General features: G+C 63.1%; 27 protein-coding genes. 21 read left to right on the forward strand and 6 right to left on the reverse strand.

Annotated features, from left to right (window positions below):
• Positions 1 to 9: 9 nt before the first annotated feature.
• Positions 10 to 753: a hypothetical protein gene (locus tag EDD52_RS05710; protein WP_132242726.1), complete on the forward strand. Its 744-nt coding sequence runs from the start codon at positions 10 to 12 to the stop codon at positions 751 to 753.
• Here the strand turns inward: EDD52_RS05710 and EDD52_RS05715 are convergent.
• Complete coding sequence (locus EDD52_RS05715; RefSeq protein WP_132242728.1) at positions 747 to 2,696, reverse strand: 4Fe-4S binding protein; 1,950 nt, start codon at positions 2,694 to 2,696, stop codon at positions 747 to 749. The two genes, EDD52_RS05710 and EDD52_RS05715, sit on opposite strands and share 7 nt — an antisense overlap.
• A gap of 375 nt (positions 2,697 to 3,071) precedes the next feature.
• On the opposite strand from EDD52_RS05715, the gene EDD52_RS05720 reads away from it, so the two are divergent.
• The 10 genes from EDD52_RS05720 to EDD52_RS05760 all read left to right on the forward strand — a co-directional run bounded on the left by EDD52_RS05720 (position 3,072) and on the right by EDD52_RS05760 (position 13,057).
• The gene (locus EDD52_RS05720) at positions 3,072 to 3,605 is read left to right on the forward strand and encodes a DUF3305 domain-containing protein (RefSeq protein ID WP_132242979.1); all 534 of its coding nucleotides are present in this window, start codon (positions 3,072 to 3,074) and stop codon (positions 3,603 to 3,605) included.
• On the forward strand, positions 3,602 to 4,201 hold the full coding sequence (locus EDD52_RS05725) for a DUF3306 domain-containing protein (protein ID WP_132242730.1): 600 nt from the start codon (positions 3,602 to 3,604) through the stop codon (positions 4,199 to 4,201). Before EDD52_RS05720 ends, EDD52_RS05725 begins: the two co-directional genes overlap by 4 nt.
• Positions 4,198 to 4,821, forward strand: coding sequence for a TorD/DmsD family molecular chaperone (locus EDD52_RS05730; RefSeq protein WP_132242732.1), 624 nt, complete (start codon positions 4,198 to 4,200; stop codon positions 4,819 to 4,821). Before EDD52_RS05725 ends, EDD52_RS05730 begins: the two co-directional genes overlap by 4 nt.
• A gap of 84 nt (positions 4,822 to 4,905) precedes the next feature.
• A complete protein-coding gene (locus EDD52_RS05735; protein WP_132242734.1) occupies positions 4,906 to 5,097 on the forward strand; it encodes a twin-arginine translocation pathway signal protein in 192 nt (63 codons plus the stop codon).
• 139 nt (positions 5,098 to 5,236) lie between these two features.
• On the forward strand, positions 5,237 to 8,224 hold the full coding sequence (locus EDD52_RS05740) for a formate dehydrogenase subunit alpha (protein WP_132242736.1): 2,988 nt from the start codon (positions 5,237 to 5,239) through the stop codon (positions 8,222 to 8,224).
• Positions 8,225 to 8,236: 12 nt separating this feature from the next.
• The gene (fdh3B, locus tag EDD52_RS05745; protein ID WP_132242737.1) at positions 8,237 to 8,830 is read left to right on the forward strand and encodes a formate dehydrogenase FDH3 subunit beta; all 594 of its coding nucleotides are present in this window, start codon (positions 8,237 to 8,239) and stop codon (positions 8,828 to 8,830) included.
• A gap of 209 nt (positions 8,831 to 9,039) precedes the next feature.
• On the forward strand, positions 9,040 to 10,242 hold the full coding sequence (locus tag EDD52_RS05750) for a formate dehydrogenase subunit gamma (protein WP_132242738.1): 1,203 nt from the start codon (positions 9,040 to 9,042) through the stop codon (positions 10,240 to 10,242).
• Between the two features lie 4 nt (positions 10,243 to 10,246).
• Positions 10,247 to 11,566, forward strand: a complete 1,320-nt coding sequence (locus EDD52_RS05755; RefSeq protein ID WP_132242740.1) for a c-type cytochrome — start codon at positions 10,247 to 10,249, stop codon at positions 11,564 to 11,566.
• A gap of 6 nt (positions 11,567 to 11,572) precedes the next feature.
• Positions 11,573 to 11,698: a hypothetical protein gene (locus EDD52_RS24250; protein ID WP_279389250.1), complete on the forward strand. Its 126-nt coding sequence runs from the start codon at positions 11,573 to 11,575 to the stop codon at positions 11,696 to 11,698.
• 24 nt (positions 11,699 to 11,722) lie between these two features.
• On the forward strand, positions 11,723 to 13,057 hold the full coding sequence (locus EDD52_RS05760) for a sigma-54-dependent transcriptional regulator (protein ID WP_132242742.1): 1,335 nt from the start codon (positions 11,723 to 11,725) through the stop codon (positions 13,055 to 13,057).
• Positions 13,058 to 13,059: 2 nt separating this feature from the next.
• On the opposite strand, the gene EDD52_RS05765 is transcribed toward EDD52_RS05760, so the two are convergent.
• Positions 13,060 to 14,070 carry an NAD-dependent epimerase/dehydratase family protein gene (locus tag EDD52_RS05765; RefSeq protein WP_132242744.1) on the reverse strand — a complete coding sequence of 337 codons (1,011 nt, stop codon included), beginning with the start codon at positions 14,068 to 14,070 and terminating at the stop codon, positions 13,060 to 13,062.
• A gap of 205 nt (positions 14,071 to 14,275) precedes the next feature.
• Between EDD52_RS05765 and EDD52_RS05770 the strand changes: the two genes are divergently transcribed.
• Positions 14,276 to 15,157, forward strand: a complete 882-nt coding sequence (locus EDD52_RS05770; protein WP_132242746.1) for an HpcH/HpaI aldolase/citrate lyase family protein — start codon at positions 14,276 to 14,278, stop codon at positions 15,155 to 15,157.
• Between the two features lies 1 nt (position 15,158).
• On the opposite strand, the gene EDD52_RS05775 is transcribed toward EDD52_RS05770, so the two are convergent.
• The 4 genes from EDD52_RS05775 to EDD52_RS05790 all read right to left on the reverse strand — a co-directional run bounded on the left by EDD52_RS05775 (position 15,159) and on the right by EDD52_RS05790 (position 17,911).
• Positions 15,159 to 15,623, reverse strand: a complete 465-nt coding sequence (locus EDD52_RS05775) for a MaoC family dehydratase (RefSeq protein ID WP_132242748.1) — start codon at positions 15,621 to 15,623, stop codon at positions 15,159 to 15,161.
• Between the two features lie 199 nt (positions 15,624 to 15,822).
• Positions 15,823 to 16,611 (reverse strand): metal ABC transporter permease, encoded by a 789-nt coding sequence (locus tag EDD52_RS05780; RefSeq protein ID WP_132242750.1) that lies wholly within the window; start codon positions 16,609 to 16,611, stop codon positions 15,823 to 15,825.
• Positions 16,611 to 17,396, reverse strand: a complete 786-nt coding sequence (locus EDD52_RS05785) for an ATP-binding cassette domain-containing protein (RefSeq protein WP_132242752.1) — start codon at positions 17,394 to 17,396, stop codon at positions 16,611 to 16,613. Before EDD52_RS05785 ends, EDD52_RS05780 begins: the two co-directional genes overlap by 1 nt.
• On the reverse strand, positions 17,393 to 17,911 hold the full coding sequence (locus tag EDD52_RS05790) for a helix-turn-helix domain-containing protein (RefSeq protein ID WP_132242754.1): 519 nt from the start codon (positions 17,909 to 17,911) through the stop codon (positions 17,393 to 17,395). Before EDD52_RS05790 ends, EDD52_RS05785 begins: the two co-directional genes overlap by 4 nt.
• Before the next feature lie 56 nt (positions 17,912 to 17,967).
• Here EDD52_RS05790 and EDD52_RS05795 point away from each other — a divergent pair, with 56 nt between their 5' ends.
• The 9 genes from EDD52_RS05795 to EDD52_RS05835 all read left to right on the forward strand — a co-directional run bounded on the left by EDD52_RS05795 (position 17,968) and on the right by EDD52_RS05835 (position 26,955).
• Positions 17,968 to 18,948: a zinc ABC transporter substrate-binding protein gene (locus EDD52_RS05795; RefSeq protein WP_132242756.1), complete on the forward strand. Its 981-nt coding sequence runs from the start codon at positions 17,968 to 17,970 to the stop codon at positions 18,946 to 18,948.
• A gap of 176 nt (positions 18,949 to 19,124) precedes the next feature.
• A complete protein-coding gene (locus EDD52_RS05800) occupies positions 19,125 to 20,630 on the forward strand; it encodes an ABC transporter substrate-binding protein (protein WP_132242758.1) in 1,506 nt (501 codons plus the stop codon).
• The gene (locus tag EDD52_RS05805; RefSeq protein ID WP_132242760.1) at positions 20,627 to 21,556 is read left to right on the forward strand and encodes an ABC transporter permease; all 930 of its coding nucleotides are present in this window, start codon (positions 20,627 to 20,629) and stop codon (positions 21,554 to 21,556) included. Before EDD52_RS05800 ends, EDD52_RS05805 begins: the two co-directional genes overlap by 4 nt.
• Positions 21,553 to 22,371 (forward strand): ABC transporter permease, encoded by an 819-nt coding sequence (locus tag EDD52_RS05810; RefSeq protein WP_132242762.1) that lies wholly within the window; start codon positions 21,553 to 21,555, stop codon positions 22,369 to 22,371. Before EDD52_RS05805 ends, EDD52_RS05810 begins: the two co-directional genes overlap by 4 nt.
• Positions 22,368 to 23,816 carry an ABC transporter ATP-binding protein gene (locus EDD52_RS05815; RefSeq protein ID WP_132242764.1) on the forward strand — a complete coding sequence of 483 codons (1,449 nt, stop codon included), beginning with the start codon at positions 22,368 to 22,370 and terminating at the stop codon, positions 23,814 to 23,816. Before EDD52_RS05810 ends, EDD52_RS05815 begins: the two co-directional genes overlap by 4 nt.
• A 40-nt stretch (positions 23,817 to 23,856) precedes the next feature.
• Positions 23,857 to 24,501: a zinc uptake protein ZrgA gene (zrgA, locus tag EDD52_RS05820; RefSeq protein WP_132242766.1), complete on the forward strand. Its 645-nt coding sequence runs from the start codon at positions 23,857 to 23,859 to the stop codon at positions 24,499 to 24,501.
• A 2-nt stretch (positions 24,502 to 24,503) separates the two neighbouring features.
• Positions 24,504 to 25,199, forward strand: coding sequence for an ABC transporter ATP-binding protein (locus EDD52_RS05825; protein ID WP_132242768.1), 696 nt, complete (start codon positions 24,504 to 24,506; stop codon positions 25,197 to 25,199).
• Positions 25,196 to 26,443 (forward strand): ABC transporter permease, encoded by a 1,248-nt coding sequence (locus EDD52_RS05830; RefSeq protein WP_132242770.1) that lies wholly within the window; start codon positions 25,196 to 25,198, stop codon positions 26,441 to 26,443. Before EDD52_RS05825 ends, EDD52_RS05830 begins: the two co-directional genes overlap by 4 nt.
• On the forward strand, positions 26,440 to 26,955 hold the full coding sequence (locus EDD52_RS05835) for a DUF3299 domain-containing protein (RefSeq protein ID WP_132242772.1): 516 nt from the start codon (positions 26,440 to 26,442) through the stop codon (positions 26,953 to 26,955). The genes EDD52_RS05830 and EDD52_RS05835 overlap by 4 nt, the downstream gene beginning before the upstream one ends.
• The last annotated feature ends 2 nt before the right edge of the window (positions 26,956 to 26,957 follow it).

The following is a 26,957-nucleotide window of genomic DNA, read 5'->3' on the forward strand; positions in this document are numbered from 1 at the left end:
GCTGACCCTATGCCGTGGCGCATCCTGATAGCGGTTCTGGTCCTTGGTATGATGCCAATCGCAGGCTGGGCGCAAGACAAGCTGGTGCAGCTTTACGCTCCGCCCGCCTTGGTCGAGACTGGCCTCTTGCGTCATATCCTGCCGCGCTTTTCCCTGAAAACGCAGGTGAAGGTCAATCTGATGGACCAGCCTGACGGGGCTGACATCGTGTTGGGCGGGGATGGGCGCGCGCTCTTTCATGGCGCAGGGCAGACCTGGCGCATGGCGGTTGCAGCGCCCGATCATCCCGGATCGAAACGTCTGGCCGATTGGCTGACCTCCGAAGTGGGCCAGCGCACGGTGGTTGGCTTCGCGCCGGAAGGCACGCCGCTTTTCGGTCCACCGAAAAAGGCCGCGCCCCAGGTTGTCAGTCTTGATTTGGCGGGTGATCCGGCATTGGGTCAAACCGTATCGCGCAGCAAATGCGGGCGGTGCCACGTGATTGATATCGCGAGCGGGGGTGGCATCGGGTCCACCCCCAGCTTTGCCGTTCTGCGCAGCCTGCCCGACTGGGAGCAGCGGTTCCTGAGTTTCTACGCGCTGAACCCGCACCCCGCCTTTACGATGATAGACGGCGTTACCCCGGAATTCCCGATTGACCGCCCGTCGCCCATCGTGCCCGTCACCCTGACGCTGGACGAGGTCGAGGCCGTGCTGGCCTTCGTCGCAACGATGGTGGCGGCCGATCTTGGGGCGCCTTTGCAGCATCAGTGATCGCGCCGCTTTGACAGGTAGTCCTCGGTCGTGCGCACGCGGGGGCGTTCCTTGGTTGCGAACGGGTTGTCCGTGGCCTGAAACTGCGCGTTCACGCGGCAATCATCGCACATCTGGATGGTCCGTATTTTGTCGCTGCCCGCAAACATCGCATGGTCCTGCAGCTTTTCGGTGATCCGGTCGATGGTGGATTTCACCCCGAACAAGGAACCGCATTCGATGCAGGCAAAGGGTTCTTCCTCGTTCAGGATCTGCTGGGTCAGCGCGGTCTCTGTCAGGTCCAGCCGGGGCGCAAGGCTTAGCGCGTCCTCGGGGCACACGGTGACGCAGAGGCCGCATTGCAGGCAGGCATCCTCCTGAAACCGCAGCTGCGGCAGATCCGGGTTGTCGCCAAGCGCACCTGAAGGGCAGAGCGATACGCAGGACAGGCAAAGCGTGCAGGCATCCGTATCCACAACGACAGCACCGTAAGGCGCGCCCTCTGGCAGGGGGAGCGTCTCTGCGTCCGGATGCAAGGCGCGCGCGGCCTGCCGGGTGATCTGGCGGCGCGTACCCAGCGGGCGCACAGGCTGGGCAATCGGTTCAGGGGCGCTTTCGGCATATAGCGCATCTGACAATGCGTCGGGATCGGTCAGGTCCAGAATGCGGATGCGATCCTCGCCTGCAATGACCGCTGCGAGCGTGATCTGGGCATTCAATGCTTCCAGTTCCGCGCCGGGTCCGGGCAGCAGGCTGACCGAGGCGAAACCGGCAGCAAGGGCCGCGACCGCTTCGGCATGGCCAAAGGCGCCGATGGCGGACACTTCCATCGGAACCACATCGGCAGGCAAGCCACGCCCATAGCGGGCGGCGAGGCGGATCATCTCGGCCCCGTGGGCGTCATGCACCAGCAACCGGGGGGCTGCGCCCCCTGCGGCCAGATAGGCCTGCGCCAGCGTCTGCACCCGGCGGAATGCCTCTGCCACGGGTGGCGCATCATAGCTGATCGCGCCGGACGGGCAGACCGCCGAACAGGCCCCACACCCGGCGCAGATCATCGGATCAACGCTCACATGGTCCCCATCCGGCGCAATCGCGCCCGTCGGGCAAATGTCGAGACACCGCGTGCAGCCGGTCTGTTCGGCCCGCGAATGCGCGCAAAGCAAGGGCTCTGTCTGGACGTAAAGCGGCTTTTCAAACGTCCCCACCAGATGCGACGCCGCAAGGACAGCCGCAGCGACGGAAGGGGGGTGGTCCGGATCGGCGCGAAGATACCCTTCGCGCTTTTCATGGGCCGGAAAGAGCGCAGGCCCGCCCGATAGATCCAGGATCACATCGCATCGCGACACCCCGCCATCGCGCGGCTCGGTCAGGGTCAACTCGCCGCGCCCGCCGGGTTCCACCTGTTGCAGCGCGTCGATCACCACCTCGAACTGGCCCAGGGCACCCTTCGCGCGCCGCAGCTGTCCGGCAATCACGTCATAGGCGCGCGTGTCCGGTACTTCGCGGGCTTCCTGCAGCAGAACCGTTACACCCAGAAGCGGGCTGAGTTGCTCTGCCGCTTGCAGGGCCGCTTCGGCGGGGCCCACGATCAGGCAAAGCCCTTCGGAAATCACGTCCATCGTCTTTTCGGGGACGGCTGGCAGCATGGCCTCGGCCACAAGCGCGGACAATTTGGGTAGCGTGGAGGCGGCATCAGCCGTCCATCCTGCCCGGTCCCGCAGGTCCAGAAGGGCGGGCGGTTCCACACCCAGCTCTGCTGCCAGAGCCTCGAAAACACGCGACTCCTGGGTGCAGCAAAAAATCACATCTGGTTCGTTCAGGGCAGCTGCGGCACGGTCGATCTGGCGCGTGCACAGGGCCGTACAGGGTGCGCGCACGGCTTGCCCCGTGGCGTCGGCCAAAGCCTTGTGGTCGATGGTCTGACTTCCCAGACAATCGCAGGTTATCAATGTCTTGGCCAAGTTGGAGCCTCCCCGTCAGGGCCTGTTCGGACACCGTGTCCCACCCTTTTCGCGCCCGAAGCCTAGACTTGTTTTGCGCCGCCCGACAACCGGAAACGCACGTCGATGCACCTTTGCGATGGCACATGTCATACCCGCGATCCACCATTGAGTCGGACGCGCGCGGCGCTCTGCAAAATCAGAGAAAAACAATCAGATTAGACAATTCGACCGCCGATTCACTGACTGGCCCTCAAAGCGGTTCATTTTGACCAAGCAGAGGGCAATCTTGATCAAATTTCGAAAAAACCGGTTTGCACAACCAGAGTGCTGGCGCATGCTGCTGGCAAGGGGAGGCGTGTACGCTTGATCTACAATTCGAAGATGTATCGGGCCATGCCGATCGGGGTCGTGCTGCGCAAGGCGCCAGGCGTTACGCGCTGGGCGGATTGGTGTTGGCGTGCGAGCGCGGTGCTGCCCGGCGCGGGGCCTGCCGACTGGCGCGAGTTGCGTCGCGAAGGCGAGGCCGTCGAATATCATGCCGCCACCGTCACGCTGGAGTTGCACGGCGCCGAGACCGAAGCCTATTTGCACGGGCTTGGTTCGGCCGTCCCCAGCGTTTACGTGATCATGCGCGAGGGCGAAGGCGACGCCCCGCTGGACGTGGCATTGGTCACGGCTTCCCCCTACGAGGCGCAGGATTATACCGACAGTGCCGAAGAAATCGTCGAGAAGGTGCCGATGCCGCCCGGGCTGGTCGCCTGGGTGCATGATTTCGTGGACGAGTTCCATCAGGACGAAGAGTTCGTCAAGCGCAAGCGCGGCAAGACACGGGTTGATCTGGTGCAGGACGGGATCGGAGATCCGCGTATCGGCAAGCCCTCCGATATCTACGCCTCACCGGCACTGAAACGCAGGCGGATGCTATGAGCGATTTCTGGACCCGTCGCAAAGCTGCCGTTCAGGCAGAGGAACGTGCCGAACAGGCCGCGCATGCCGAGGCTGCTGTCAAGGCGCGCGAGGCCGAGCTTGCCGAGCGCCCTGACGAAGACCTTTTGGCCGAGGCGGGTCTGCCCGACCCTGACACGGTTATCGACAGCGCGCAGGTGCGGGAGTTCTTGCAAAGCAGCCTGCCGGACCGGTTGAAAAACCGTGCGCTGCGGCGCCTGTGGCGGATGGACCCGGTCCTGGCCAATGTCGACGGGCTGGTTGATTACGGCGAGGATTATACCGACGCCGCCATGGCCGTGGCCAACGTCAAGACCGCCTACAGGGTGGGCAGCGGCTTTGCCAAGGTTGTCGAGACCGGGGCCGAGATCATCGCGAAGATCGAGGATGAGCCGGACGCCGCCGACGGTGCCGGGCTGGTGGCAGAGGAAAGCTCTGACACGCAGGTCGATGCCGGGCCTGCCCTAACAGATCTTACCGATCCCGCCGAAACGACTGAAACCGTTCTGCAGGAAAGCCAGCAGGTCGCGCCGACCGGCCGCCGCATGGCCTTTTCCTTCGACGCAGGTTCATCATGACCGAGGACGCAATGACGGCAACGCCAGACACCATAGCCATCGCTGACGAAGACCGCCTGCGCGCGGATCTTTACAACTACCTTGGCCTTATCCTTGCACGTCCGCCGGATGCCGGGCTGCTCGCGCAGACTGCTGGATTGTCCGGCGACGAAAGCGATCTTGGTCAGGCGATCACGACGCTGGCAAAACTGGCGAAGCTGACCCGCGCCACGACGGTTGAAAGCGAATATAACCGCCTGTTCATCGGCCTGGGCCGGGGAGAGCTGTTGCCTTACGCCAGCTATTACCTGACCGGGTTCCTGAACGAAAAGCCGCTCGCGCTCTTGCGGCAGGACATGGCCGCCCGCGGGCTGGCCCGCGCTGACAACGTGTTCGAGCCCGAGGACAACATCTCCAGCCTGATGGAGATGATGGGCGCGATGATTGTTGGGCGCTTCGGCCCTCCTGCTGATCTTGCCGCGCAGAAAAGCTTTTTCAACAAGCATATCGCGCCTTGGGCGGGGCATTTCTTTGCGGATCTGGAAGGGGCGAAGAACTCTGTCTTCTATGCGCCGGTCGGCTCCGTGGGGCGGATATTCGTCTCGATCGAGGCCGATGCCTTTCGGATGAGCGGGACCTGATCCCGCACAGATCTACACCTCTGCGAGGATATCGCGGAACAAGAGTGGCGGGCGACCGCCAGAACCAGTGAGAAGGAGCTCACGATGAAGAGGAAACCAGAGGAGGCAACCAGCCGCCGCGATTTCCTGAAGCTGGCCGGGACCACGGCGCCGATTGCGGCGGTGGCGGTTGCGACCGGTGCGACGCAGGCCGAGGCCGCCGAGCCCGACCTTGCATCGGAAAAGATGCAGGATACCGCGCATACGCGTGCCTATTACGCTTCGGCGAAGTTCTGAAAACTGGCCGCCGCCCGCTGATGCCGGGCGGAGGTAGAGATGACCCGAAGCGACTGGTTGCGTGACGCCCGACTGCCGAAGGTCAAATTGGAGTGCCAAGCAAGCAAGGCCGAAGGCCACGCACGCAAGGGAGAGAAACATGCTTAGGAAAAAGACCAACGGGGTTGCGCGACGCCCCCAGCGGACAAGTATCCTGTCTGACATCGCGGAGAAATCCGTGGATCGCCGTGCATTTCTGCGCGGCTCCGGTCTGGCGATCGGGGGGCTGACGGCCATCGCGGCCACCGGCGGGACGGTCACACAGGCCAATGCGCAATCCGCCGTTCGCGGCGCGGTTGACCTGCGCAAATCCGTTTGCACGCATTGTTCGGTCGGCTGTACCGTCATTGCCGAAGTGTCGGACGGCGTCTGGATCGGGCAGGAGCCCGGCTGGGACAGCCCGTTCAACCTTGGGGCCCATTGTGCCAAGGGCGCATCGGTCCGCGAGCACGCGCATGGCGAGCGCCGCCTGAAATACCCGATGAAAAAAGAGGGTGGGGAGTGGAAGCGCATCAGCTGGGAACAGGCGATCAACGAGATCGGCGACCAGATGCTGAGCATTCGCGATGAATCCGGCCCTGACAGTGTCTACTGGCTGGGCAGCGCGAAACATTCGAACGAACAGGCTTATCTCTTCCGCAAGTTCGCGGCCTATTGGGGCACGAACAACGTCGATCACCAGGCGCGGATCTGTCACTCCACCACTGTTGCGGGTGTTGCGAATACATGGGGCTACGGCGCCATGACCAACAGCTACAACGACATTCACAAATCCAAGGCGATCTTCATTATCGGCGGCAACCCTGCCGAGGCGCATCCCGTCTCGCTGCTGCATGTGCTGAAGGCCAAGGAAGAGAACAACGCGCCCCTGATCGTGTGCGACCCTCGCTTCACCCGGACAGCGGCCCATGCGGATGAATATGTCCGTTTCCGCCCCGGCAGCGACGTGGCCCTCGTCTGGGGCCTTTTGTGGCACATCTTCGAGAACGGTTGGGAGGACAAAGAGTTCATCCGCACCCGTGTCTGGGGCATGGACCAGATCCGCGAAGAGGTGGCCAAGTGGACGCCAGAAGAGGTCGAGCGCGTCACCGGTGCGCCCGGCAGCCAATTGCGCCGCGTGGCGCAGACCCTTGCGAACAACCGTCCCGGCACCGTGATCTGGTGCATGGGGGGCACGCAGCACACCAACGGCAACAACAACACCCGTGCATATTGCATCCTGCAGCTGGCCTTGGGGAACATGGGGACCGCCGGGGGCGGCACCAACATCTTCCGCGGCCACGACAATGTGCAGGGCGCGACCGACCTTGGTGTTCTGGCTGATACGCTGCCGGGGTATTACGGCCTTTCGGCCGGGTCCTGGGCCCATTGGGCGCGCGTCTGGGAGGAAGATCTGGACTGGCTCAAAGACCGTTTTGCCATGATGAAAGGCAAGGACGGCAAGGACAAGGCCATGATGAACCTAACGGGGATTCCGGTCAGCCGCTGGATCGACGGGGTGCTGGAGGACAAGGAGAATATCGACCAGCCCGACAACACCCGCGCGATGGTGCTTTGGGGGCATGCGCCGAATTCGCAGACCCGCATGACCGAGATGAAGACGGCGATGGAAAAGCTCGACCTGCTGGTCGTGGTGGACCCTTACCCGACCGTCTCTGCCGTGCTGCATGACCGGACGGATGGCACCTATCTTCTGCCGGCTGCGACCCAGTTCGAAACGCGTGGCTCTGTCACCGCATCGAACCGGTCGCTGCAATGGCGCGAAAAGATCATGGAGCCGCTGTTCGAAAGCCTGCCGGACCATGTGATCCTTACGAAGTTCGCGAAGAAGTTCGGCTTTGCCGATCGCATGCTTCGCAACATTTCCATGGATGGCGAGGACGAACCCAATGTCGAGGACCTGACACGGGAATTCAATCGCGGCATGTGGACCGTTGGCTATACCGGCCAGTCGCCAGAGCGGCTCAAGCTGCATATGGCCAACCAGCACACGTTCGACCGGACAACTCTTCGGGCGGTTGGTGGACCGGCAGATGGGGATTATTACGGGTTGCCATGGCCCTGCTGGGGCACGCCCGAGATGAACCATCCGGGCACGGCCAACCTTTACGACATGTCGCTGCCGGTGGCCGAGGGTGGCCTGACCTTCCGCGCGCGTTTCGGCGTCGAGCGGGATGGCGACAACCTGCTGGCGGACGGGGTCTACAGCGTCGGATCGGAAATTCAGGATGGCTATCCCGAATTCACCATGAAGATGCTGACGGATCTTGGCTGGGATGGCGATCTGACGGCAGAGGAGCGTGCGGTGATCGAATCCGTCGCAGGCTATCAGCCGGTCGAGACGGCCGATGACGGCGAGCAGGAGGTTGGCGAGACATCGCAGACCGGCGAGCGGCCTTCGGACTATACCGAGAAGGTCGGCGGCGTGAACTGGAAGACCGACCTGTCGGGCGGGATCCAGCGCGTGGCGATCGCCCATGGCTGCGCACCCTTTGGCAATGCCAAGGCGCGTGCCGTGGTCTGGACCTTCCCCGATCCGGTCCCCGTTCATCGCGAGCCGCTTTACACCAACCGGCGCGATCTGGTGGCGGATTATCCGACCTATGAGGACCGTCATTTCTGGCGGGTGCCGACGCTTTACGCGTCCATCCAGAAGAACGACTTCAGCCAGGATTACCCGATCATCCTCACCTCCGGCCGGTTGGTCGAGTATGAGGGCGGCGGGGACGAAACCCGATCCAACCCATGGCTGGCCGAGCTGCAGCAGGACATGTTCATCGAGATCAACCCCCGTGACGCCAACAATCTGGGCGTACGCGACGGGGCTCAGGTCTGGGTCGAAGGTCCCGAAGGCGGCAAGGTCAAGGTGATGGCAATGGTAACCCAGCGGGTGGGCGAAGGCGTGGCCTTCATGCCCTTCCACTTCGGCGGCCATTTCCAGGGCGAGGACCAGCGGTCGAAATACCCCGATGGGGCCGATCCGATCGTGCTGGGTGAATCGACCAATACCGCCCAGACCTATGGCTATGACAGCGTCACGCAGATGCAGGAGACCAAAGCGACTCTCTGCAAGATCATGCCGGCGTAAGGAGGAAAAAGTATGGCTAGAGCAAAGTTTCTCTGCGATGCCGAGCGATGCATCGAATGCAACGCCTGCGTCACCGCGTGTAAGAACGAACACGAGGTGCCCTGGGGGATCAACCGCCGACGCGTGGTGACGATCCAGGACGGCCAGCCCGGCGAGCGGTCGATCTCGGTCGCATGCATGCACTGTTCGGATGCACCCTGCATGGCGGTCTGCCCGGTGGATTGTTTCTACCAGAACGACGAAGGCGTCGTCCTGCATTCCAAGGATCTGTGCATCGGCTGCGGCTATTGCTTCTACGCGTGCCCGTTTGGTGCGCCGCAATACCCGCAGGCGGGCAATTTCGGATCCCGTGGCAAGATGGACAAATGCACCTTCTGTGCAGGTGGTCCGGAGGAAAACAACTCCACCGCCGAGTTCGCCAAATACGGGCGCAACCGGATCGCCGAAGGCAAGCTGCCGATCTGCGCCGAGATGTGTTCCACCAAGGCCCTTCTGGCGGGGGATGGCGACATTGTGTCGGCGATCTACCGCGAGCGGGTCGTGGCGCGCGGCTTTGGTTCCGGCGCCTGGGGTTGGGGCACCGCCTACGATCAGAAAGGCGGCTGAAGCCGTCCGGGTCCGGCGGGGTGATCCTTTGCCGGGCCAACCTGCAGGGATATTGGTCGCTTGACTTTTGGTCCATGTGGGACAGGTGAAGAAGACGGGAGCGAGGGGTCAGCCCCTCGTCTTCCCACGCGCATTTTTGAAAAATGAAGAAGGGCGGGGCCGATGATCTGGCGACCGCCCGAGTGGTTGCGAGCCCGGAAAGGTGAACCATGTTGCGTCGCTTGATGACCGTTCTGATGCTGGTTTTGCTGGCGGCCCCCGTCGGGGTGGCCGCGCAAGAGTCAGACACGCCCCAGATTGATCGCTCTGCCACCGGCGGGGCGCAGACGCTGGAGGATATCCTGCGTCGCCAGAAGGGCGAGAAGGTGGATGACACGTTCCGCCGCGAAGCGATTGGCGGGGATGCCGTGTCGGCGCCGGGGCTTGGCCCTCTTGGGGGTGCGTCCGATCCCGAGTTGTGGCGCGCGCTGCGCTACAACGAAGTCGATGTCACAACCTCGACCCGTGGCGAATTGGGCAAGGTGCTTGTTCAGGATGGCGGGATGCGCTGGTACGAATTCCGGCAAGGCCCGCTGGTGACCTATGGTGGCTGGCTGCTGCTCGGGACAATTGCCGTGCTCGCGGTGTTCTATCTGCTGCGCGGGCGCGTCCGCATCGATGGCGAGAAAGCCGGCCGCACCGTCACGCGCTTTCAGGCGTTCGAACGGTTTTCGCACTGGCTCCTCGCGGGCTCTTTTGTTCTGCTGGGGATCACCGGGCTTCTGACATTGATGGGGCGGATGTTCATCGCGCCCTATCTGGGGCGGGAGGCGAACGCGGCCCTGCTGACGGTGTCCAAGCTGATCCACAACAATGTCTCATGGGCGTTCATGCTGGGGCTGATCCTCGTCTTCGTGCTGTGGGTCTGGCACAATATCCCGAACCGGACCGATCTTGTCTGGCTGTCTCAGGCGGGCGGCATCATCGGGAAAAAGCACCCGCCCGCGAAAAAGTTCAACGCCGGGCAGAAGCTGATCTTCTGGTCGGTGATCGTTCTGGGGGCGTCGCTGTCTGTTTCCGGGCTTTCGCTGCTCTTCCCGTTCGAGATGCCGCTATTTGCAAAGACCTTTGGCTTTCTCAATGATCTGGGCGCACCGGGCTGGGTCGGGTTTGATCCTTTGCCCACCGCACTGGCCCCGCAGGAAGAGATGCAGCTGGCGCAGCTTTGGCATGCGATCATTGCTTTCGTCATGATGGCGATCATCCTCGGGCATATCTATATCGGCACGCTGGGGATGGAGGGCGCGTTCGATGCCATGGGATCGGGCGAGGTTGACGAGGCCTGGGCGCATCAGCACCACTCCATCTGGCTGGAAGAGGTCAAAGCGAAAGAGCAGACCGCCACGCCGAAAGATGGCATGCCGGCGGAGTAGCCAAATGGGGCGCGCGTTGATCCTTGCCGCCTGCCTTGCCGCAGCCCCGGCATCGGCGCAGGACTTCACCACGCTGAAGGGCCATGGCGGGCCTGTCATGGGCATCGCCGTTGACACGGGCGGCCGGGTTGCGACTGCCAGCTTTGACAATTCGATCGGCATCTGGGAGGGCGCCTCGCCTGCCTGGCTGGAAGGGCATGACGCGGCAGTGAACGTGGTGAAGTTCCGTAGCGACGGGTTTCTGGTGTCTGGCGGCGATGATTTCACCGTACGCGTTTGGCCCGCAGGTAGCGTGAACCGCGTGCTGGGCGAACATCGGGGCAAGGTCACGGATATTTCCATTTCAACTGAGGCCGGGCTTGTGGCCAGTGCCTCATGGGACGGCACTATCGGGCTGTTGCCATTGGATGCGAATTGGGCGTGGGCCCTTTATCCGCCGCTCGACGAACCTGACCCACGCTTTCTGAAAGCGTCCGGTGCGGTGAATGCAGTGGGATTTCACGGGCCGGATGTGCTTTACGCCGCTACGGCTACCGGCGAGGTGGTGAGATACGACCTTGCGCGTGACGCCGCTCTGCCCGTCGCCCGGCATGGGTTCGGGGTCAACGAGCTGATCGTGACCGATGACTGGATCGCCTACGGCGCGGTGGATGGAGGAACCCGGATCATCGACCATCAGGGTGCAGAGATCGCTGATTTCACGCTCGACCGGCGCCCGATCCTGTCGATGGCCTACCATGGCGACACGCATCAGCTCGCCGTTGGTGACGGGCATGGCTACATCATGATGGTAGACACCGCCGATTGGCGGATCGTCCGAGATTTTCGGGCGACGCGCGAAGGACCCGTTTGGGCACTGGCGTTTTCTTCTGACGGGACGACGATCTATGCCGGGGGGCTGGATGACGTGGCTTTTGGCTGGCCGGTCGATACTCTGGATGCCTATGATCCGGGTATTTCCGGCCAGCGCAGTTTCCTTCGCGCGCCCGAAGAGATGAGCAATGGCGAGAGGCAGTTCATGCGCAAATGCTCGATCTGCCACGCGCTGGAGGGCAGCGCCTCGCGCAAGGCCGGGCCGAGCCTGCATGGGCTTTTCGGGCGTCCGGCAGGAACCGTGCCGGGCTATCGCTATTCGGACACGCTCCGCATGTCTGATATCGTCTGGGATGAAACCACGGTGGATGCGCTGTTCGATCAGGGGCCAGACCACTATATTCCCGGCAGCAAGATGCCGATGCAGGTCATTGCAGGCAAGGATGACCGGGCCGATCTGATCGGCTTTCTGAAACAGGCGACGCGGGAAAACCACGAAAATGAGGAGTAGGGCAAAATGAAATCCATGCTGGCAGCCTTTATGGCCATCGCCCTGATCGGGGTGGGCGCCCATTTTTCATTGCATGCATTGGAGTTTTCCGCGCAGGAGGTCTATTCCGGGCCTGCCGTCCGGGTTGACTGACGGCATCGGAAAACGGCGGGCAGAATGACAACATCCGACGAGTATGGCGGGCCTCTATCGGGCGCATCGATCCTTGTGATCGATGATGAACCGGGGATGCGCAATTTCCTGAAGAAGATCCTTGAACCGCGCGTGAAACGGGTGGAGCAAGCGGCCTCTTCGGCGGAGGCGACGCAAAAACTGGACGAAGCGCATTTCGATCTGGTGATTGTCGACAACATCATGCCAGGCATGACCGGGCTGGAATGGGTGACGGAACAGCAGCGGCTGGGATTCTTCGCCGATACGATCCTGATGACGGCCTATGCCGACCTTGAAACCGCAATTGCGGCGCTGCGGGCAGGGGTCAGTGACTTCGTGCTCAAACCCTTTCGAGCCAATCAGATCCTTGGCGCCGTGGCGCGCACGCTGGATCGCAAATATCTGCGGCGGGACAACACGCTCTTGCGGCGGGAATTGCTGTCAGATGCGGGGCACGGTCAGCTGTTGGGCAAGTCCGAAGCGTTGAGCGCGGTGCGCGCGCTTCTGCACAAGCTGGCGCCCTTGCCGACGCCGGTGCTGTTCACGGGGGCCAGCGGCACGGGCAAGGAGCTGGCGGCGCGGCATTTGCACAAGCTGTCGGACCGCGCGGAAAAGCCGTTTGTGGCGGTGAATTGCGCGGCAATCGCCCCTGACCGGATCGCGGCAGAGCTGTTCGGCGTGGTCGAGGAAAACGACCGGCTGCGCCCGGGCCTGCTATTGCTGGCCGATGGCGGCACCCTGTTCCTTGACGAGGTGGCGCAGATGCCCGAGCAGTTGCAAGCTGCGCTACTTCGCGTGCTGGAGGATCAGCGCGTTCGCCCAGTGGGCGCCGAACGAGAGCTGATGCTGAACCTGCGCTTTCTGTTCGCCACGAATGCCGATCTGGAACAGGCGGTGGCCGACGGCCGGTTCCGCGCCGATCTCTATCACCGGATCAACGTGCTGGAGGTCGCCTTGCCGCCCTTGCGCGACCGGTCCGAGGACATCGTGGAGCTTGCGGCGCTGTTTCTGGATCAGTTCGCGGTCACGCTGGGGATGTCGGGGCTCGAGCTCAACGACGAAACCCTGCTGAAAATGCGGCGCTATGACTGGCCGGGCAATGTGCGCGAGCTCAAGAACCTGATCGAACGGTCGGTGATCCTTGGCGCGTTCCCCGAGGAATTTGCGGGCGGCGGGTCGATCACCGGGGCGCAGGCGATCGAGAATCTGGAACTGGTCACCCAGCGCCACATCCTGCATGTGCTGGACCTGTGCAAGGGCAACCGGGCAGAGGCCGCGCGCCGTCTTGGCGTGTCGCGCAAGACCGTTGACCGCAAGGTCGCGTCCTGGGGTGGCTGAGCTTAAAGGGTGTAGTAATCGCGATACCAGCGCGCGAACCGGTCCAGCCCTTCGCGGAACCCGGTTTGCGGACGGTAGCCTGTCAGCGTGTGCAGCAGCGATGCATCTGCCCAAGTCGCGGGCACATCGCCCTTCTGCATTTCCATGTAGTTGCGCTTTGCCTTGACGCCCAGGCTGTCCTCCAGCGCCTCGATGAAATCCAGCAGGCGGACCTTGTCGGAATTGCCGATATTGACGACTCGGTAGGGTGCGACCGGCGACAGGCTGTCGCCTTCGGGCACCACACCATCCTCGGGCAGCTCGGGCACTGCGTCGATCAGCAGGCGAATGGCACGGACCAGATCCTCGACATAGGTGAAGTCGCGATACATGTCGCCCTGGTTGTAGATGTCGATGGCGTCGCCCTTCAGCATCGCATTGGCGAATTTGAAATAGGCCATGTCGGGCCGCCCCCACGGGCCGTAGACGGTGAAGAACCGGAACATCGTCGTGGGCAGGTTCCACAGATGCGCATAGGAATGGCCCATCGCCTCTGTTGCCTTCTTGGTGGCGGCGTAGATCGTCATCGGCGTGTCGGCCTTGTCCGTCTCGCGGAAGGGCATTTCGGTATTGGCCCCATAGACCGAACTGGTGGAGGCCATCAGTAGGTGGTCGACCTCGTGGCGACGCGCGGCCTCCATCACGTTGAACGTGCCGGTCACGTTGGCATCGACATAGGCGCGCGGGTTTTCAAGGCTGTAGCGCACCCCCGCCTGCGCGGCCAGATGCACGATCACATCGGGGCGGAAGTCATCAGCAGCCTTGTCGAAGGCGGCCACGTCTTCCAGCATCGCCTCGGTCATCGAAAACCTGTCCGATTGCAGCAGCATGGCGTTTCGGCGTTGCTTCAGCCCGATGTCGTAATAGTCGGTCATCCCGTCATAGCCGTGCACCGTGAAGCCTTCGGCCAGCAGAAGCTGCGCGAGGTGAAAGCCGATGAACCCTGCGGTTCCGGTGATCAGGATGCGGCGCATGTCAGGTCTCCACGGTCTGTTACGTCCGGCCTGTCAGTGGGCCGGGCCTTTCCGCGTGTCTGCCAGAGGATGGGCGCGGTGTCGACGCCAGACTGCCAGAGCGCGCGCAGTTTCCTGTGCCGACCGATCTGATGCAGCACCCTTTTCACCCGTTCGGCGGCGCGATAGGCTTTGGCGTCGTTGCCCTTGCCAAAGGATCCCCCGGATGAAACCGATCCGCTCTTTTCTGTTTGTTCCGGCCAACAAGGAACGCATGATCGACAAGGCCGCCGATGCCGGGGCCGATGCGATCATTCTGGATCTTGAAGACAGCGTTCCACCCGACGAAAAGGCCGAGGCGCGCGCGCTGGTGGCGGGCAAGATCGAAGCTCTGGCCGCAAAGGGGCAGCGGGTCTGGGTCAGGGTGAACAAGTCCGCGCATCTTTACGACTATGATGATCTGATGGCCGTGGTGCGGCCGGGGCTGGAGGGCATCGTTGTGTCCAAGCCCTGGGGGCCGGAGGATGTGCATACTGCCGCCTGCATGGTGGCCGAGGCAGAAGCCCGCAACAATCTGGAGGTCGGGTCAGTGCGCCTGATCCCGATCCTTGAAACCGCGCGGTCGATGCAGCTGTGTTTCGAGATAGCCGAACATCCGCGCGTGGCAGGCATTGTTGGCTGCACGGCAAAGAATGCCGATGTGGCCCGCGCGCTTGGGTTCATCTGGACGCCGCAGGGGCGCGAGACGGACTACCTGAAATCCCGCGTGGTGATGGCGGCGCGCGCTGCCGGCAAGCTGCCCATCGGCGGGCTGTGGCAGCAGGTCAAGGATCTGGAGGGGCTGGACAGCTTCACCCGGTACGACCGTCAGCTCGGCATGGCGGGCGATCTGATCCTGCACCCGTCCAATGTGGAGATCGTGAACCGCGTCTTTACCCCCACGGCTGACGAGGTCGCCTATTACCGTGGCATGGTCGAGGCGCTGGATGCCGCGCAGGCGGCGGGGCGCGCCTCTGTCATGTATGACGGCGAACATATCGACATCGCCCATGTAAAGACGGCCCGTGACATCATCGCCCTTGCCGAAGGCTTCTCGTCGGGCGGGTAACTCAGGCCGAGGCTGCCGGGGATTTCAGCTGCAAGCCGGAGCGTTTGCACTGCGCCACCAGAACCTCGTTCTGATTGTAGGCGCGGTGGATGAAGGTCACGATGCCCGCATTGGGCCGCGATTTGCTTTCGCGCAGCTCTGCCACTTCGGTCTCGATCCGCAGCGTGTCACCATGAAAGACCGGCGCGGGAAAGCGCACCTCGTCCCAGCCAAGATTGGCAATGGCGGTTCCAAGCGTGGTGTCGCCGACAGAAACGCCCACCATCAGGCCAAGCGTGAACCCGCTATTGACGAGCCGCTGGCCGAATTCCGTCTCTTCGCGGCAGTATTCTTCGTCCAGATGCAGGCGCGCGGGGTTATGCGTCATGGCGCAGAACATCACGTTGTCGGTTTCGGTGATGGTCCGGCGCAGCTCGTGTTTGAACACCTGCCCGACCTCCAGCTCGTCGAAAAATAGCCCTGCCATCTCACTCCTCCTCGCGTGCCATGCTGCCCTGATCGGCTTTGCATGGCCATTTGTAGGCAGCAACCCGAGTGTCTTTCAACACAAAGCGTTTGGCCGTGGCACGGGCGCAGCCGAACTGGACGCGACTGACTTTCAGCTGCATTTGCAAGACGATCGTTCAGACGGCCAGCGGCCGCGAGCCAGTGCGGGCCGGAAAGGTTCAGGCCCGCACTCCCCGGAACACACTTGTCACCAGGAAAATCAGGGCCGCAAAGCAGACAATCGAAGGCCCGGCTGGCGTGTCCAGAACATAGGCGGCGCGCAAACCGGCGACGGCCGACCCGCTGCCGATCAGCGCCGCGATCAAGGCCATCTCCTCGGGTGTGCGCGACAGTGGCCGCGCGGCGGCGGCCGGAATGATCAGCATCGCCGCGATCAACAGCACCCCGACAACCTTGATCGCCACGGCAACCGTGACGGCGAGCGCGAGGGTCAGGACAAGCTGCTCGCGACGGGGGTCCATACCGCCCGCATAGGCAAGCTCTTCGCTAAGCGTGGAGGTCAGAAGTGCCGACCAGCGCCACGCGATCAGCCCGATGACCAGCGCTGCCCCTCCCCAGATCACGGCCAGATCCCCGCGCGACACGGCCAGAATGTCACCAAAGAGATAGGCCATCAGGTCAATCCGGATGCCCGACAGGAAAGAGACAGCCACCAGCCCGAATGCAAGGGCGGAATGGGCCAGAACGCCCAGCAGCGTATCCATCGCGTATCCGCGGCCTGTCAGCAGTGTGACGGTCAGCGCCATGGCCAGCGCAACTGCCACCGCCCCGGCAAAGATTGAGACGTTCAACGCCAGGGACAGGGCGATCCCAAGGATGGCGGCATGGGCGGTTGCGTCCCCGAAATAGGCCATGCGCCGCCAGACGACGAAGCTGCCCAGGGGCGCGGCTGCACAGGCCACGCCGACCCCGGCCAGCGTTGCGCGGATCATGAAATCGTCCAGCATCATTCAGCGGCCTCGGTCTTGGTCGGGTGCGGGTGGTCATGCCCATGGTCGTGCCCGTGATCATGGCCGCAGCTTTCATCATGCGCGTGATCATGGTCGTGGCGGTAAAGCGCAAGCGCACCGCCCGTGCCGGACCCGAAGAGCGCGCGGTATTCCGGCGCAGTCGAAACGATTTCGGGCGTGCCTTCACAGCAGACATGCCCGTTAAGGCATATCACCCGGTCAGACGCGCTCATCACCACGTGCAATTCGTGGCTGATCATCAGGATGGCACATCCGGTTTCTTTGCGCACATCTTCGATCTGGCGATAGAAGGCTGCGGAACCGGGTTGATCAAGCCCTTGGGTCGCCTCGTCCAGAAGCAGAATTTCCGGCTCATTGACCAGCGCACGCGCCAGCAGGACGCGTTGCATCTGGCCACCTGACAACCCGGACATCTGGCGGCCCGACAAATCCGGCACACCTGCCCGTGTCAGCGCGCGCGCGCAGGCGCTGCGGGATTTGCCGCCCGGCAGGCGCAGGAACCGTGCCACCGTGATCGGAAGGGTCGGATCGATATGGAGTTTTTGCGGCACGTAACCGATGCGCAGACCCGGCTTGTGGATGACCCGCCCGGAGGTGGGCCGCACCGCGCCGATCAACGAACGCAGCAGCGTGGTCTTGCCAGAGCCGTTCGGGCCAACAATGGTCACGATTTCTCCGGGCTCGACTGTCAGCGACACATGCGCCAGCACCGTGTCAGCGCCATAAGCGACGCTGATGTCTTCAACTGTGACCAGGCTCATGAAGGGGTCTGCCCTGCGCAGGACGGGCACAGGCCGACCGCCTCGACCATGGTTCGTTCAATCTGAAACCCGGCAGCGCGGGCTGCATCCCCGAGTGTGCCGCGCGCGGGGGCCGATTGGGTTTCCGCGACCGAATCGCAGGCCCTGCAGATCATGAAGGCGGGCGAATGGGTGGCGCCGGGATGGGCGCAGGCCACGAAGGCGTTCAGCCGTTCGATCTTGTGCGCGAACCCGTTGGCGACAAGGAATTCCAGCGCACGATAGGCAACAGGCGGTTGCGATCCAAAACCGGCGTCGCGCAGCAGGTCAAGCATCTCGTAGGCGCCAAGTGCGCGATGTTCCTGCAGCAGGATTTCCAATGCCTTGCGCCGGACCGGCGTGAAACGAAGCCCGTTGCTTGCACAATGCGCCTCGGCTGCGGCCACGGCGCTATTGATGCACCCCGCATGGTCATGCTCATCAAACCCGACCGTATCAGGCTGCTGATCATGCCCTGTCTCGGACCTACTTGTCATGTTATTACATTTCCTGTATCCGGCATGTAACGTTATAAGATCACATGGAGTCGGAAATGTCCAGAAATCTCGCGCCCTTGTCACTCGCAGCCTCGCTGCTGGCCGGGATGGCCGTGGCGGACGCCCCGAATGTGGCCGTCGACATCGCTCCGGTGCATTCGCTTGTCACGCGCGTCATGGGGGATCTGGGAGAGCCGTCGCTGATCGTGGCGCCCGGTGCCAGCCCGCATGAATATAGTCTGCGCCCGTCAGAAGCCGCAGCCCTTCAGAACGCGGATCTGGTATTTTGGGTCGGCCACGATCTGACCCCTTGGCTGGAGGATGCCGTCGACACGCTGGCCAGCGATGCAACGGTTGTGGAGCTGATCGAGGCTGACGGCACCACGGAGCTGCCCGTACGTGAAGGCGCGCTGTTTGATGCGCACGAACATGGCGACGCGGAGCGTGATGGTGAGAGCCACGCGGGCCATGATGAAGACCACGACTCCGCTCACGAAGAAGACGAACATGCAGGGCATGACCACGGTGGCCACGACCCGCATGCCTGGCTGTCTGTGGAAAACGGGGCGGCCTGGCTGAACGCCATCGCTGCCGCACTTTCGGCCGATGATCCCGACAATGCCGGCACCTATTATGCAAATGCCGCAGCGGGGCGCGAGGAGTTGGCCGCACTGCGCTCCGAGATCAACGGAATTCTGGATCCGGTGCGCGGGCGCAAATTCGTGGTCTTTCATGACGCCTATCAATATTTCGAGCTGGATTTCGACTTTCCCGCATCCGGCGCGATATCGGTCTCGGACGCCACCGATCCCAGCCCGGCCCGCATCGCCGAAATCCAGCACCGTATCGCGGATCAGGGCGTGACCTGCATCATGTCAGAGCCGCAATTCAATCCGGGGATCGTGGCTGCGGTCATGGATGGCTCCGACGCGCGGACCGGGGTGATGGATCCGCTGGGATCTGATCTTGAACCGGGGGCGGCTCTGTACCCGCAGCTGCTGCGCAACCTCGCCACGTCGCTGGCGGACTGCCTTTAACAGCCTGCCTGTCCCCGCTGCCGATTGCGGCGGGGATGGTGGGACCTGCACGGGTAGCTGAACGTGATGTAATAACATAAGCGCACGTCTCCTGCATCCCCCACAACACCCGCCCGCTTTGCACATTGTCGCGCAATTGCGGCCAACCAAGCCTTCGAAACACAGGACTCCAGCACATGACGAAACTCACCCTCAGGGCGGCCTTGGCCCTGACCTGCCTTTCGATGCCGATGCTTGCACAAGCGGATGAGACGCTAGATGTCGTTGCGCAATTCGAGATCCAAGCGCCAGAACCGTCAACGAGCGGGTATATTTTTACACGCATGGGCGTGGCCGAGACGTTGGTGAACGCGCATTCCGATGGAACGCTGACCCCCGGTCTGGCCACGTCGTGGGAGGTGTCGGAAGACGGGCTTACATGGGCTTTTGCCTTGCGCGACGGTGTGCTTTTCCACGACGGTACCAAGATGACGGCCGATACGGTCGTCAATGCGCTTGAAATCGCGCGCGCCAAACCGGGACCCTTGCAAACGCTACCGATCACCGGCATCGCGGCAAGTGAGGGCACGGTGACCGTCACCCTGTCCGAACCGTTTGCAGCGCTTCCCGCCTTTCTTGCGGAGTTCCGGTCTCAGATACTGTCGCCGGGTTCTTTTGCGCCGGATGGCACGGGGGTGAAGATCATAGGCACCGGCCCTTACCGGATCACCGCGATAGAGCCACCGCTCAGCCTTGATGCGTCGGCATTCGCAGATTACTGGGGCGCGGCGCCGCATATCGCCGATGTCAGCTATACCGGTGTCAGCCGGGTCGAAACGCGGGCGCTCATGGCGGAATCCGGCGAAGCAGAATTTGTCTTCGGGCTTGACCCCGCCAGCGTGTCGCGCCTGAACATGCTGGACACGGTCGAGGTGCTGTCGGTCGCCATCCCGCGCACGTTGTTGATCAAGGTGAACGCAGGTCACCCGTTTCTGAACGAACGCGATGCGCGCCGCGCCCTGAGCCTCGCCATCGACCGGACGGGCATTGCCAAGGCGGTGCTGCGCTATCCCGAAGGCGCTGGCCAGCTTTTCCCGCCCTCGGTTGCGGGCTGGCATGACGATACGCTTGCGCCTTTGGGCCAAGATGTCGAAGCGGCCAAGACCCTGCTTCGCAATCTGGGATGGGCCGCGGGCAGCGACGGTATCCTCAGGCGCGATGGCGCACGTTTCGAACTGACGCTGACGACCTACCCGGACCGGCCGGAGCTGCCGCTTGTGGCCGCCGTTTTGGAGCAGCAGTTCCGCGCCATTGGCGTCGATTTGGCGATCAACACCACCAATTCCTCCGAAATTCCCGCCGGACACCAGAATGGCACGCTTGAACTGGGCCTGATCGCCCGCAACTTCTCGCTCATCCCCGACCCGATTGGCACTGTCCTGTCCGACTATGTCGGCAATGGCGACTGGGGCGCGATGAACTGGCAGAACGAGGGGTTCACGGCGCTGGTGCGTGGCCTTGCTCGTGGCGAAGGTGGCGATGCTGAACGCGCCCAGGCGGCAGGTATCCTGCAAGCCGAGCTGCCGATCATTCCGATCGCCTGGTATCAGCAAACGCTGGCCGTTTCCGACAAGGTCACAGGCGCCACGATCGACCCGTTCGAAAGAAGCTTTGGCCTTCAGACGATGCGGTGGGCGGAATGAGCGCAATCGTCTCGCGACTGGTGCAGGCGCTCATGGTGGCGATCCTGATCGGGACCGCGACATTCGTCATGATGCGCAGCCTGCCCGGTGATGCGGCCTGGAGGATCGCCGCCGGGCGCTATGGCTATGACAATGTCGATGCCGCCGCCGCCGATGCGGTGCGCGCAGAGCTTGGCCTTGATGGTCCCGCGCACATGGCACTGCTGCAGTGGCTGGGCGATCTGGTCCGGTTGGATTTCGGTAATTCTCTGGTGACCGGCCAGCCGGTTGTGGACGAAATCGCCCACCAGCTTGGCGCCTCGGCGTCGTTGGCGCTGGTGGCCGTCCTTCTGTCTTTGGTGATCGGGCCTCCCTTGGGCATCCTCGCAGGGCTCCGACCCGGCGGAAGACTTGACCGCGCCCTGCTGGTTACATCGACCGGGATCAAGGCCGTGCCGCAATTCCTCGTGGCGCTTGTGCTGATCGTCATCCTTGCGGTGCAACTCCGCTGGTTGCCAGCTGCGGGTCACGGCGCGGCGCGTCATTTCATCCTTCCCTCCCTTACACTTGCGCTTGGACTTGCAGCGGTGAACGCGCGCATTGCCAGGGATGCGATGGCGCGGATCGCCGACATGCCGTTCTGGCGGTTCGCCCAATGGAAGGGGCTGTCAGAGCGGCAAACCTTGTTGCGCCACGGGTTGCGCAACGTTTCGGTGCCGCTCATCACCTATCTGGGCCTGCAATTCGTGACGCTTGTCGAAGGGGTCATCATTGTTGAATCGGTTTTTGGCTGGCCCGGCATCGGGCATGCGCTGGTGCATGCCATCTTTTCAAGGGACGTGCCGATGGTGCAGGGCACCGCGCTGGTGCTTGGTCTTGGATTTGTCCTCGTCAATGCGGCGATCGACCTTGCAATCCGGCATCTGGACCCGAGAACGGCGGCATGAGCGTCCTTGATCTTTCGGCTGCACCGCAACCGCCGCTGTCAGCCACCCGCAGGGTCGGCGTGGTCCTGATCGCGCTGGTCGCTGCCCTGTCCCTGCTTGGCCCGCTGATCGTGCAGGGCGATCCTTACGCGCAATCCCTGATGAAGGCCCTGGCCGGGCCCGATGCTGCTGCGCCTTTGGGCTATGACCATCTTGGGCGGTCGGTGTTTCACCGGCTGGCCTACGCGTTGCGCCTGTCACCCGTGATTGCCCTTGCCGCAGTGATGACAGCTGGCGCGGCGGGGCTGGCCTTGGGCACGCTTTCGGCCGCCAAGGGTGGCTGGATCGACAGGTGCCTTGTGATGTTGGCGGATGCGCTGCTCGCCCTGCCGGGCCTGCTACTTATCCTCATGGTGCTGGCGATGGTGCCGGGAACGGCACTCGGCTTCTGGGCGGGGCTGTCGCTGGTGCTTTGGGTCGAGTTCTTTCGATTGACCCGTGCCGCCACGCGCGAAACGCTGGCCTCGCCGGCGGTGCAGGCGTCACGGCTTCTGGGGTTCGGCGCGGCCTATGTCTTTCGGGTCCACATCTGGCCCGAGATCGCGCCGATGATGCTGACCGCCGCCGCCTTCGGAACAGCCACGGCGATCATGGCCATCGCCGCGCTTGGCTTCGTGCATGTGGGCATGCGTGCGCCGACGCCCGAACTGGGGCTGATGATGGTGGAACTGCTGCCCTATTGGCGCGAGGCTCCGCTGGCGCTTCTGGCGCCCGTTCTTGCCACGTTTGCCCTGCTGCTGGGCCTTACCCTTCTGGCCGGGAGCCGCAAGACATGAGCCTGCTGCAAGCCGATGACATCACAGTTCGCGATGGAACCACGACCCTGCTGGCGCCGGTATCGCTGCGTCTTGACCCCGGGGAGCCGTTGGTCGTTCTGGGCGAAACCGGGTCAGGCAAGAGCCTTCTGGCGCAGGCGCTGATGGGCACGTTGCCACTGGGACTTGAGGCAAAGGGACAAGTCACCATCGGCGCGCAAGTCCTGAATAGCGGTGCGCCGGATCAGTTCCGGGGGCTGTGGGGGCGCGAAATCAGCGTGCTGCCGCAAGAGCCGTGGTTGTCGCTTGATCCGTTGATGCGGGCGCAGGCGCAGATCGCCGAGGGGCATTGTCTGGTGCGTGGCCTTCCGCCGCGCGAGGCGCGCATCCGCGCCGCATCCGATCTGTCAGAGCTTGGACTTGCCGATGCCGCGGCGCGGTATCCGCATGAGCTGTCGGGCGGAATGGCGCAGCGCGTGGCCATTGCTGCCGCGCGGGCCGGCGGTGCACGCATCGTGATCGCGGACGAGCCGACCAAGGGGCTGGATGCCGCGCGACGGGACGAGGTCGCCAATCTGTTGCTGAACGAGATGGGGCAATCCGGCGGATTGCTGATCATCACCCATGACCTTGCGCTGGCAGAGCGGATCGGCGGTCAGCTGATCGTTCTGCGCGCGGGCGAGGTTGTCGAACGCGGTGCTACCCGGGCGGTCTTTGCCGCGCCCGGCCAGAGCTACACGCGGGACCTTCTCGCGGCCAACCCTGAGAACTGGACCGGCAAGGCGGCTGCGGCACCGGCCGGAACTGCGGTGATCAGCTCCCGCAACCTTTCGCTTGCAAGGGGCCGTCGTACCCTGTTCCGGGACGTGTCTCTGGATATCGCGGCGGGGCAGGTCTTTGGCGTCACGGGCCCGTCCGGATGCGGCAAATCCTCGCTTGGCGATACGCTCCTCGGGGTGATCCCGCCTTTGCAGGGGCAGGTCCAGCGCCAACCCGGCTTGCATCCGTTCGCGTTCCAAAAGCTCTACCAAGACCCTGTCGCGGCCTTTCCCCCCAGACGCACCATTGGCGAAACGCTGATGGATGTCGTGAAGATGACGCGCAGCGATCCGCGCGATGTCGACAGGTTGTTGGACGGTCTCGGCCTGCAACCCGATCTGCTGGCGCGCAGGCCCGGTGCCGTGTCGGGCGGCGAATTGCAGCGGCTGTCATTGCTGCGGGTCCTGCTGCGCAGACCGGCCTTCATCTTCGCTGATGAGCCAACGTCGCGTCTGGACCCCATCACGCAGGCCAGGGTGATCAAGCTGCTGACCAACGCTACCGAAAGCGATGGCATCGCCCTGATGCTGGTCAGCCACGATCAGGCGTTGATCCGCAACACCGCGGACGCGGTCCTGCCGTTGACGCCGCCATGCGACCCGGCCCGCGCCGCAGCGAAAAAACGTGTCGCAATCGCGTTGCAGTAACCACCTAAACCACGATCAAATGAAGCCGAAAGGAATCACCATGAGAATTTCCAACCTCGCACTGTTGGCCACGGTCGCAGCGACTCCGCTGCTTGCGCAGGAAACCCGTGAAATGGACGCCCACGTTCACGGCGTCAGCACGTTGGAGCTGGCGGTCGAGGGCGGGACCCTTGAAGTGAACCTGACATCCCCCGGCATGGATATCGTGGGGTTTGAATATCAGGCGAGCACCGATGCCGACAAGGCCGCGGTCGAGGCGGCCCTCCGCAAGATGCTGGTGCCAGAGAATATCGTCGCGCTGCCCGAAGCAGCAGAGTGTCGCCTGACCGAAGTGCTCGCCCATCTTCATGGTGGCGACCACGACGAAGGGCACATGGACGATCATGCAGACCACGACGCGCATGCCGACGACGAGGATCATGACCATGACGAGCATGCCGAAGGCGAGGTTCACGATCACGAAGACCACGCCGACGGCGAAGACGACGATCACGCAGCAGAACACAGCGAGTTTCACGCGCGCTATATCTTTGCCTGCGAACATGCAGACGAGCTGAGCAAGATTGGCTTGCCCTTCTTTTCACAGTTCGGGAACGCGCAGGAGATTGAAGCCCAGTTCGTCACCGATGCGGGTGCTGGCGCGGCAGAGATCGGCCGCGACACCGCTGAGCTGAGCCTGAACTGAACATGACGGACCCCGCGCTGGCGCTGACCGATGTCACCTTTGCCTGGCCAGGGCAGGACGGGTTTTCCCTGTCTTGTCCGAATTTTCGGATGGCCGTCGGCGAAAGCGTCCTATTGCTGGGTGCCAGCGGATCGGGAAAGTCGACCCTTCTGTCGCTGGTTTGCGGGATAGCAACAGCAACATCCGGGCGCGTCAGTATCGGGGCCACGGATATTGGCACGCTGGGGGCAGGGGCGCGGGATCGGTTTCGGGCCGAACAGATCGGCGTGATCTTTCAGCAGTTCAACCTGCTGCCCTATGCCCGCGTCCTTGACAATATATTGCTGCCCTTGCGCTTTGCCCCGAAGCGCAAAGCCCGCATCGGCGCGCCCGCGCAGGAGGCTGCACGGCTCTGCGCGGCGCTTGGCCTGCCGGACGGGGTACTGACAAAACAGGCCGGGCGGCTAAGCGTCGGCCAACAGCAACGCGTGGCGGTCGCCCGCGCACTGATTGGTGCGCCACCGCTTATTGTGGCGGATGAACCCACCTCGGCCCTTGATGCCGCAACGCAGGACAGCTTTCTGCGGTTGCTTTTTGAGCAGGCCGAACAGGCGCGATCATCGCTCTTGATGGTCAGCCATGACGAACGGCTTGGCCAGCGCTTTGACCGGGTGATCCGGCTGGAAGAGATCGTGACAACACGAAGGGCGGCGGCATGATCCTGCGTCTGGCGATGCAATCCCTTATGGCGCGGGCGCTGACGGTCGGCATGACCGTGCTGGCCATCGCATTGTCGGTCGCGCTTTTCCTCGGGGTCGAGAAGATACGCACCAGCGCGCGGGCAAGCTTTGCCGACACGATTTCGGGCACTGACCTGATCGTGGGGGCGCGGTCCGGCTCGGTCCAGCTTTTGCTGTATTCGGTGTTCCGCATCGGCAATGCGACCAACAATGTCACATGGGAAAGCTACCGCGATATCGCAGCCCGGCCCGAAGTGGATTGGATCGTGCCGATTTCGCTGGGCGACAGCCACCGGCAATTCCGCGTCATGGGGACCACGCCTGCATTCTTCGAGCATTACAAATTCCGGGGCGGGCGATCGCTGGAAATTTCTGCAGGTCACGGGCTGGACGATCTTTACGATACTGTCATCGGTGCGGATGTGGCCGCAACGCTTGGCTATTCCGTAGGTGATCCGATTGTCGTGTTGCACGGGCTGGCATCCTTCACGGCGCATGACGATCAACCCTTCCGCGTCGCGGGCATCGTGGCCAAGACGGGGACGCCGGTTGACCGGACCGTCATCGTCAGCCTCGAGGCTATCGAGGCCATCCATGTGGATTGGCAAAGCGGGGCGAAATCCGGCCAGACCACCCCGGTGGAGGTCATCCGGTCCATGGAACTGGAGCCAACCGCGATCACCGCAGCCCTTGTCGGCGTGCAGTCACGATTGCAGATCTTTGGCCTGCAACGCTGGATCAACGAATATCCCGAAGAACCGCTGCTTGCGGTCCTGCCGGGGGTCGCATTGCAGGAGCTCTGGCAGATTGTCGGCGTGGCCGAAACCGCGCTGATCGGCGTTTCGGCGATGGTGGTGGTGACCGCGCTGGTCGGCATGATGGCGATGATCTTTTCAAGCCTCAACGAACGGCGCCGCGAGATGGCAATCTGGCGTGCGATGGGCGCGCGCCCGTCCACCATCCTGGGCCTTCTGGTGATCGAAGCGATGCTGATGGCGGCAGTGGGGTCCGTGCTTGGGCTTGCGTTGCTGTATCTGGGGCTTGCCATAGGCCAGCCCTGGGTCGATGCGGCCTTCGGGATCTGGCTGCCAATCGATCCGCCCACGGTGCGCGAGCTTTGGGTTCTCGCAATCGTGATCGGCGCTGCGGCGCTGGCAAGCCTTCTGCCGGCAATTCGGGCCTATCGGCTGTCGCTGGCCGATGGCATGATGGTGAGGATATGATGAACCACCTTACACTGACCCGCCGCCGTTTCGGCCTTCTTGCTGCTTCCGGGCTGGTTGCGCCTGCGCCCGCCCTTGCCAGCAGCGTCCGCGAGATCACCTGGGATGACCTGATCCCGCCGGGTGTGCCTTACTCCGAGATCGTCGGCGAAGGCGATGTGGACGAGGTCAACGATTCCTGGAACCCGATCTTTGACGAAAACGGATCGAAGCTGAATCTCGATCTGGACGGCAAGGCCATCAAGATGCCCGGCTATATCATCCCGCTTGAAAGCGGGTCGGCCGGTGTGACCGAGTTCGTGCTTGTGCCCTATGTCGGTGCCTGCATCCATGTGCCGCCGCCGCCGCCGAACCAACTCGTTTTCGTCACATCGTCGGTGCCCTGGCCAAGTGACCAGCTTTGGGATGCCATCTGGGTCACGGGGACCTTGTCGGCAAAAATGCAGTCCACATCTCTGGGCGAGATCGGTTACGAACTGGCGGCAAGCGCCATCGAGATCTACGAGTGGTAAAA

The sequence above is a fragment of the Primorskyibacter sedentarius genome (assembly GCF_004342065.1).
Taxonomy (GTDB): Bacteria; Pseudomonadota; Alphaproteobacteria; order Rhodobacterales; family Rhodobacteraceae; genus Primorskyibacter; species Primorskyibacter sedentarius.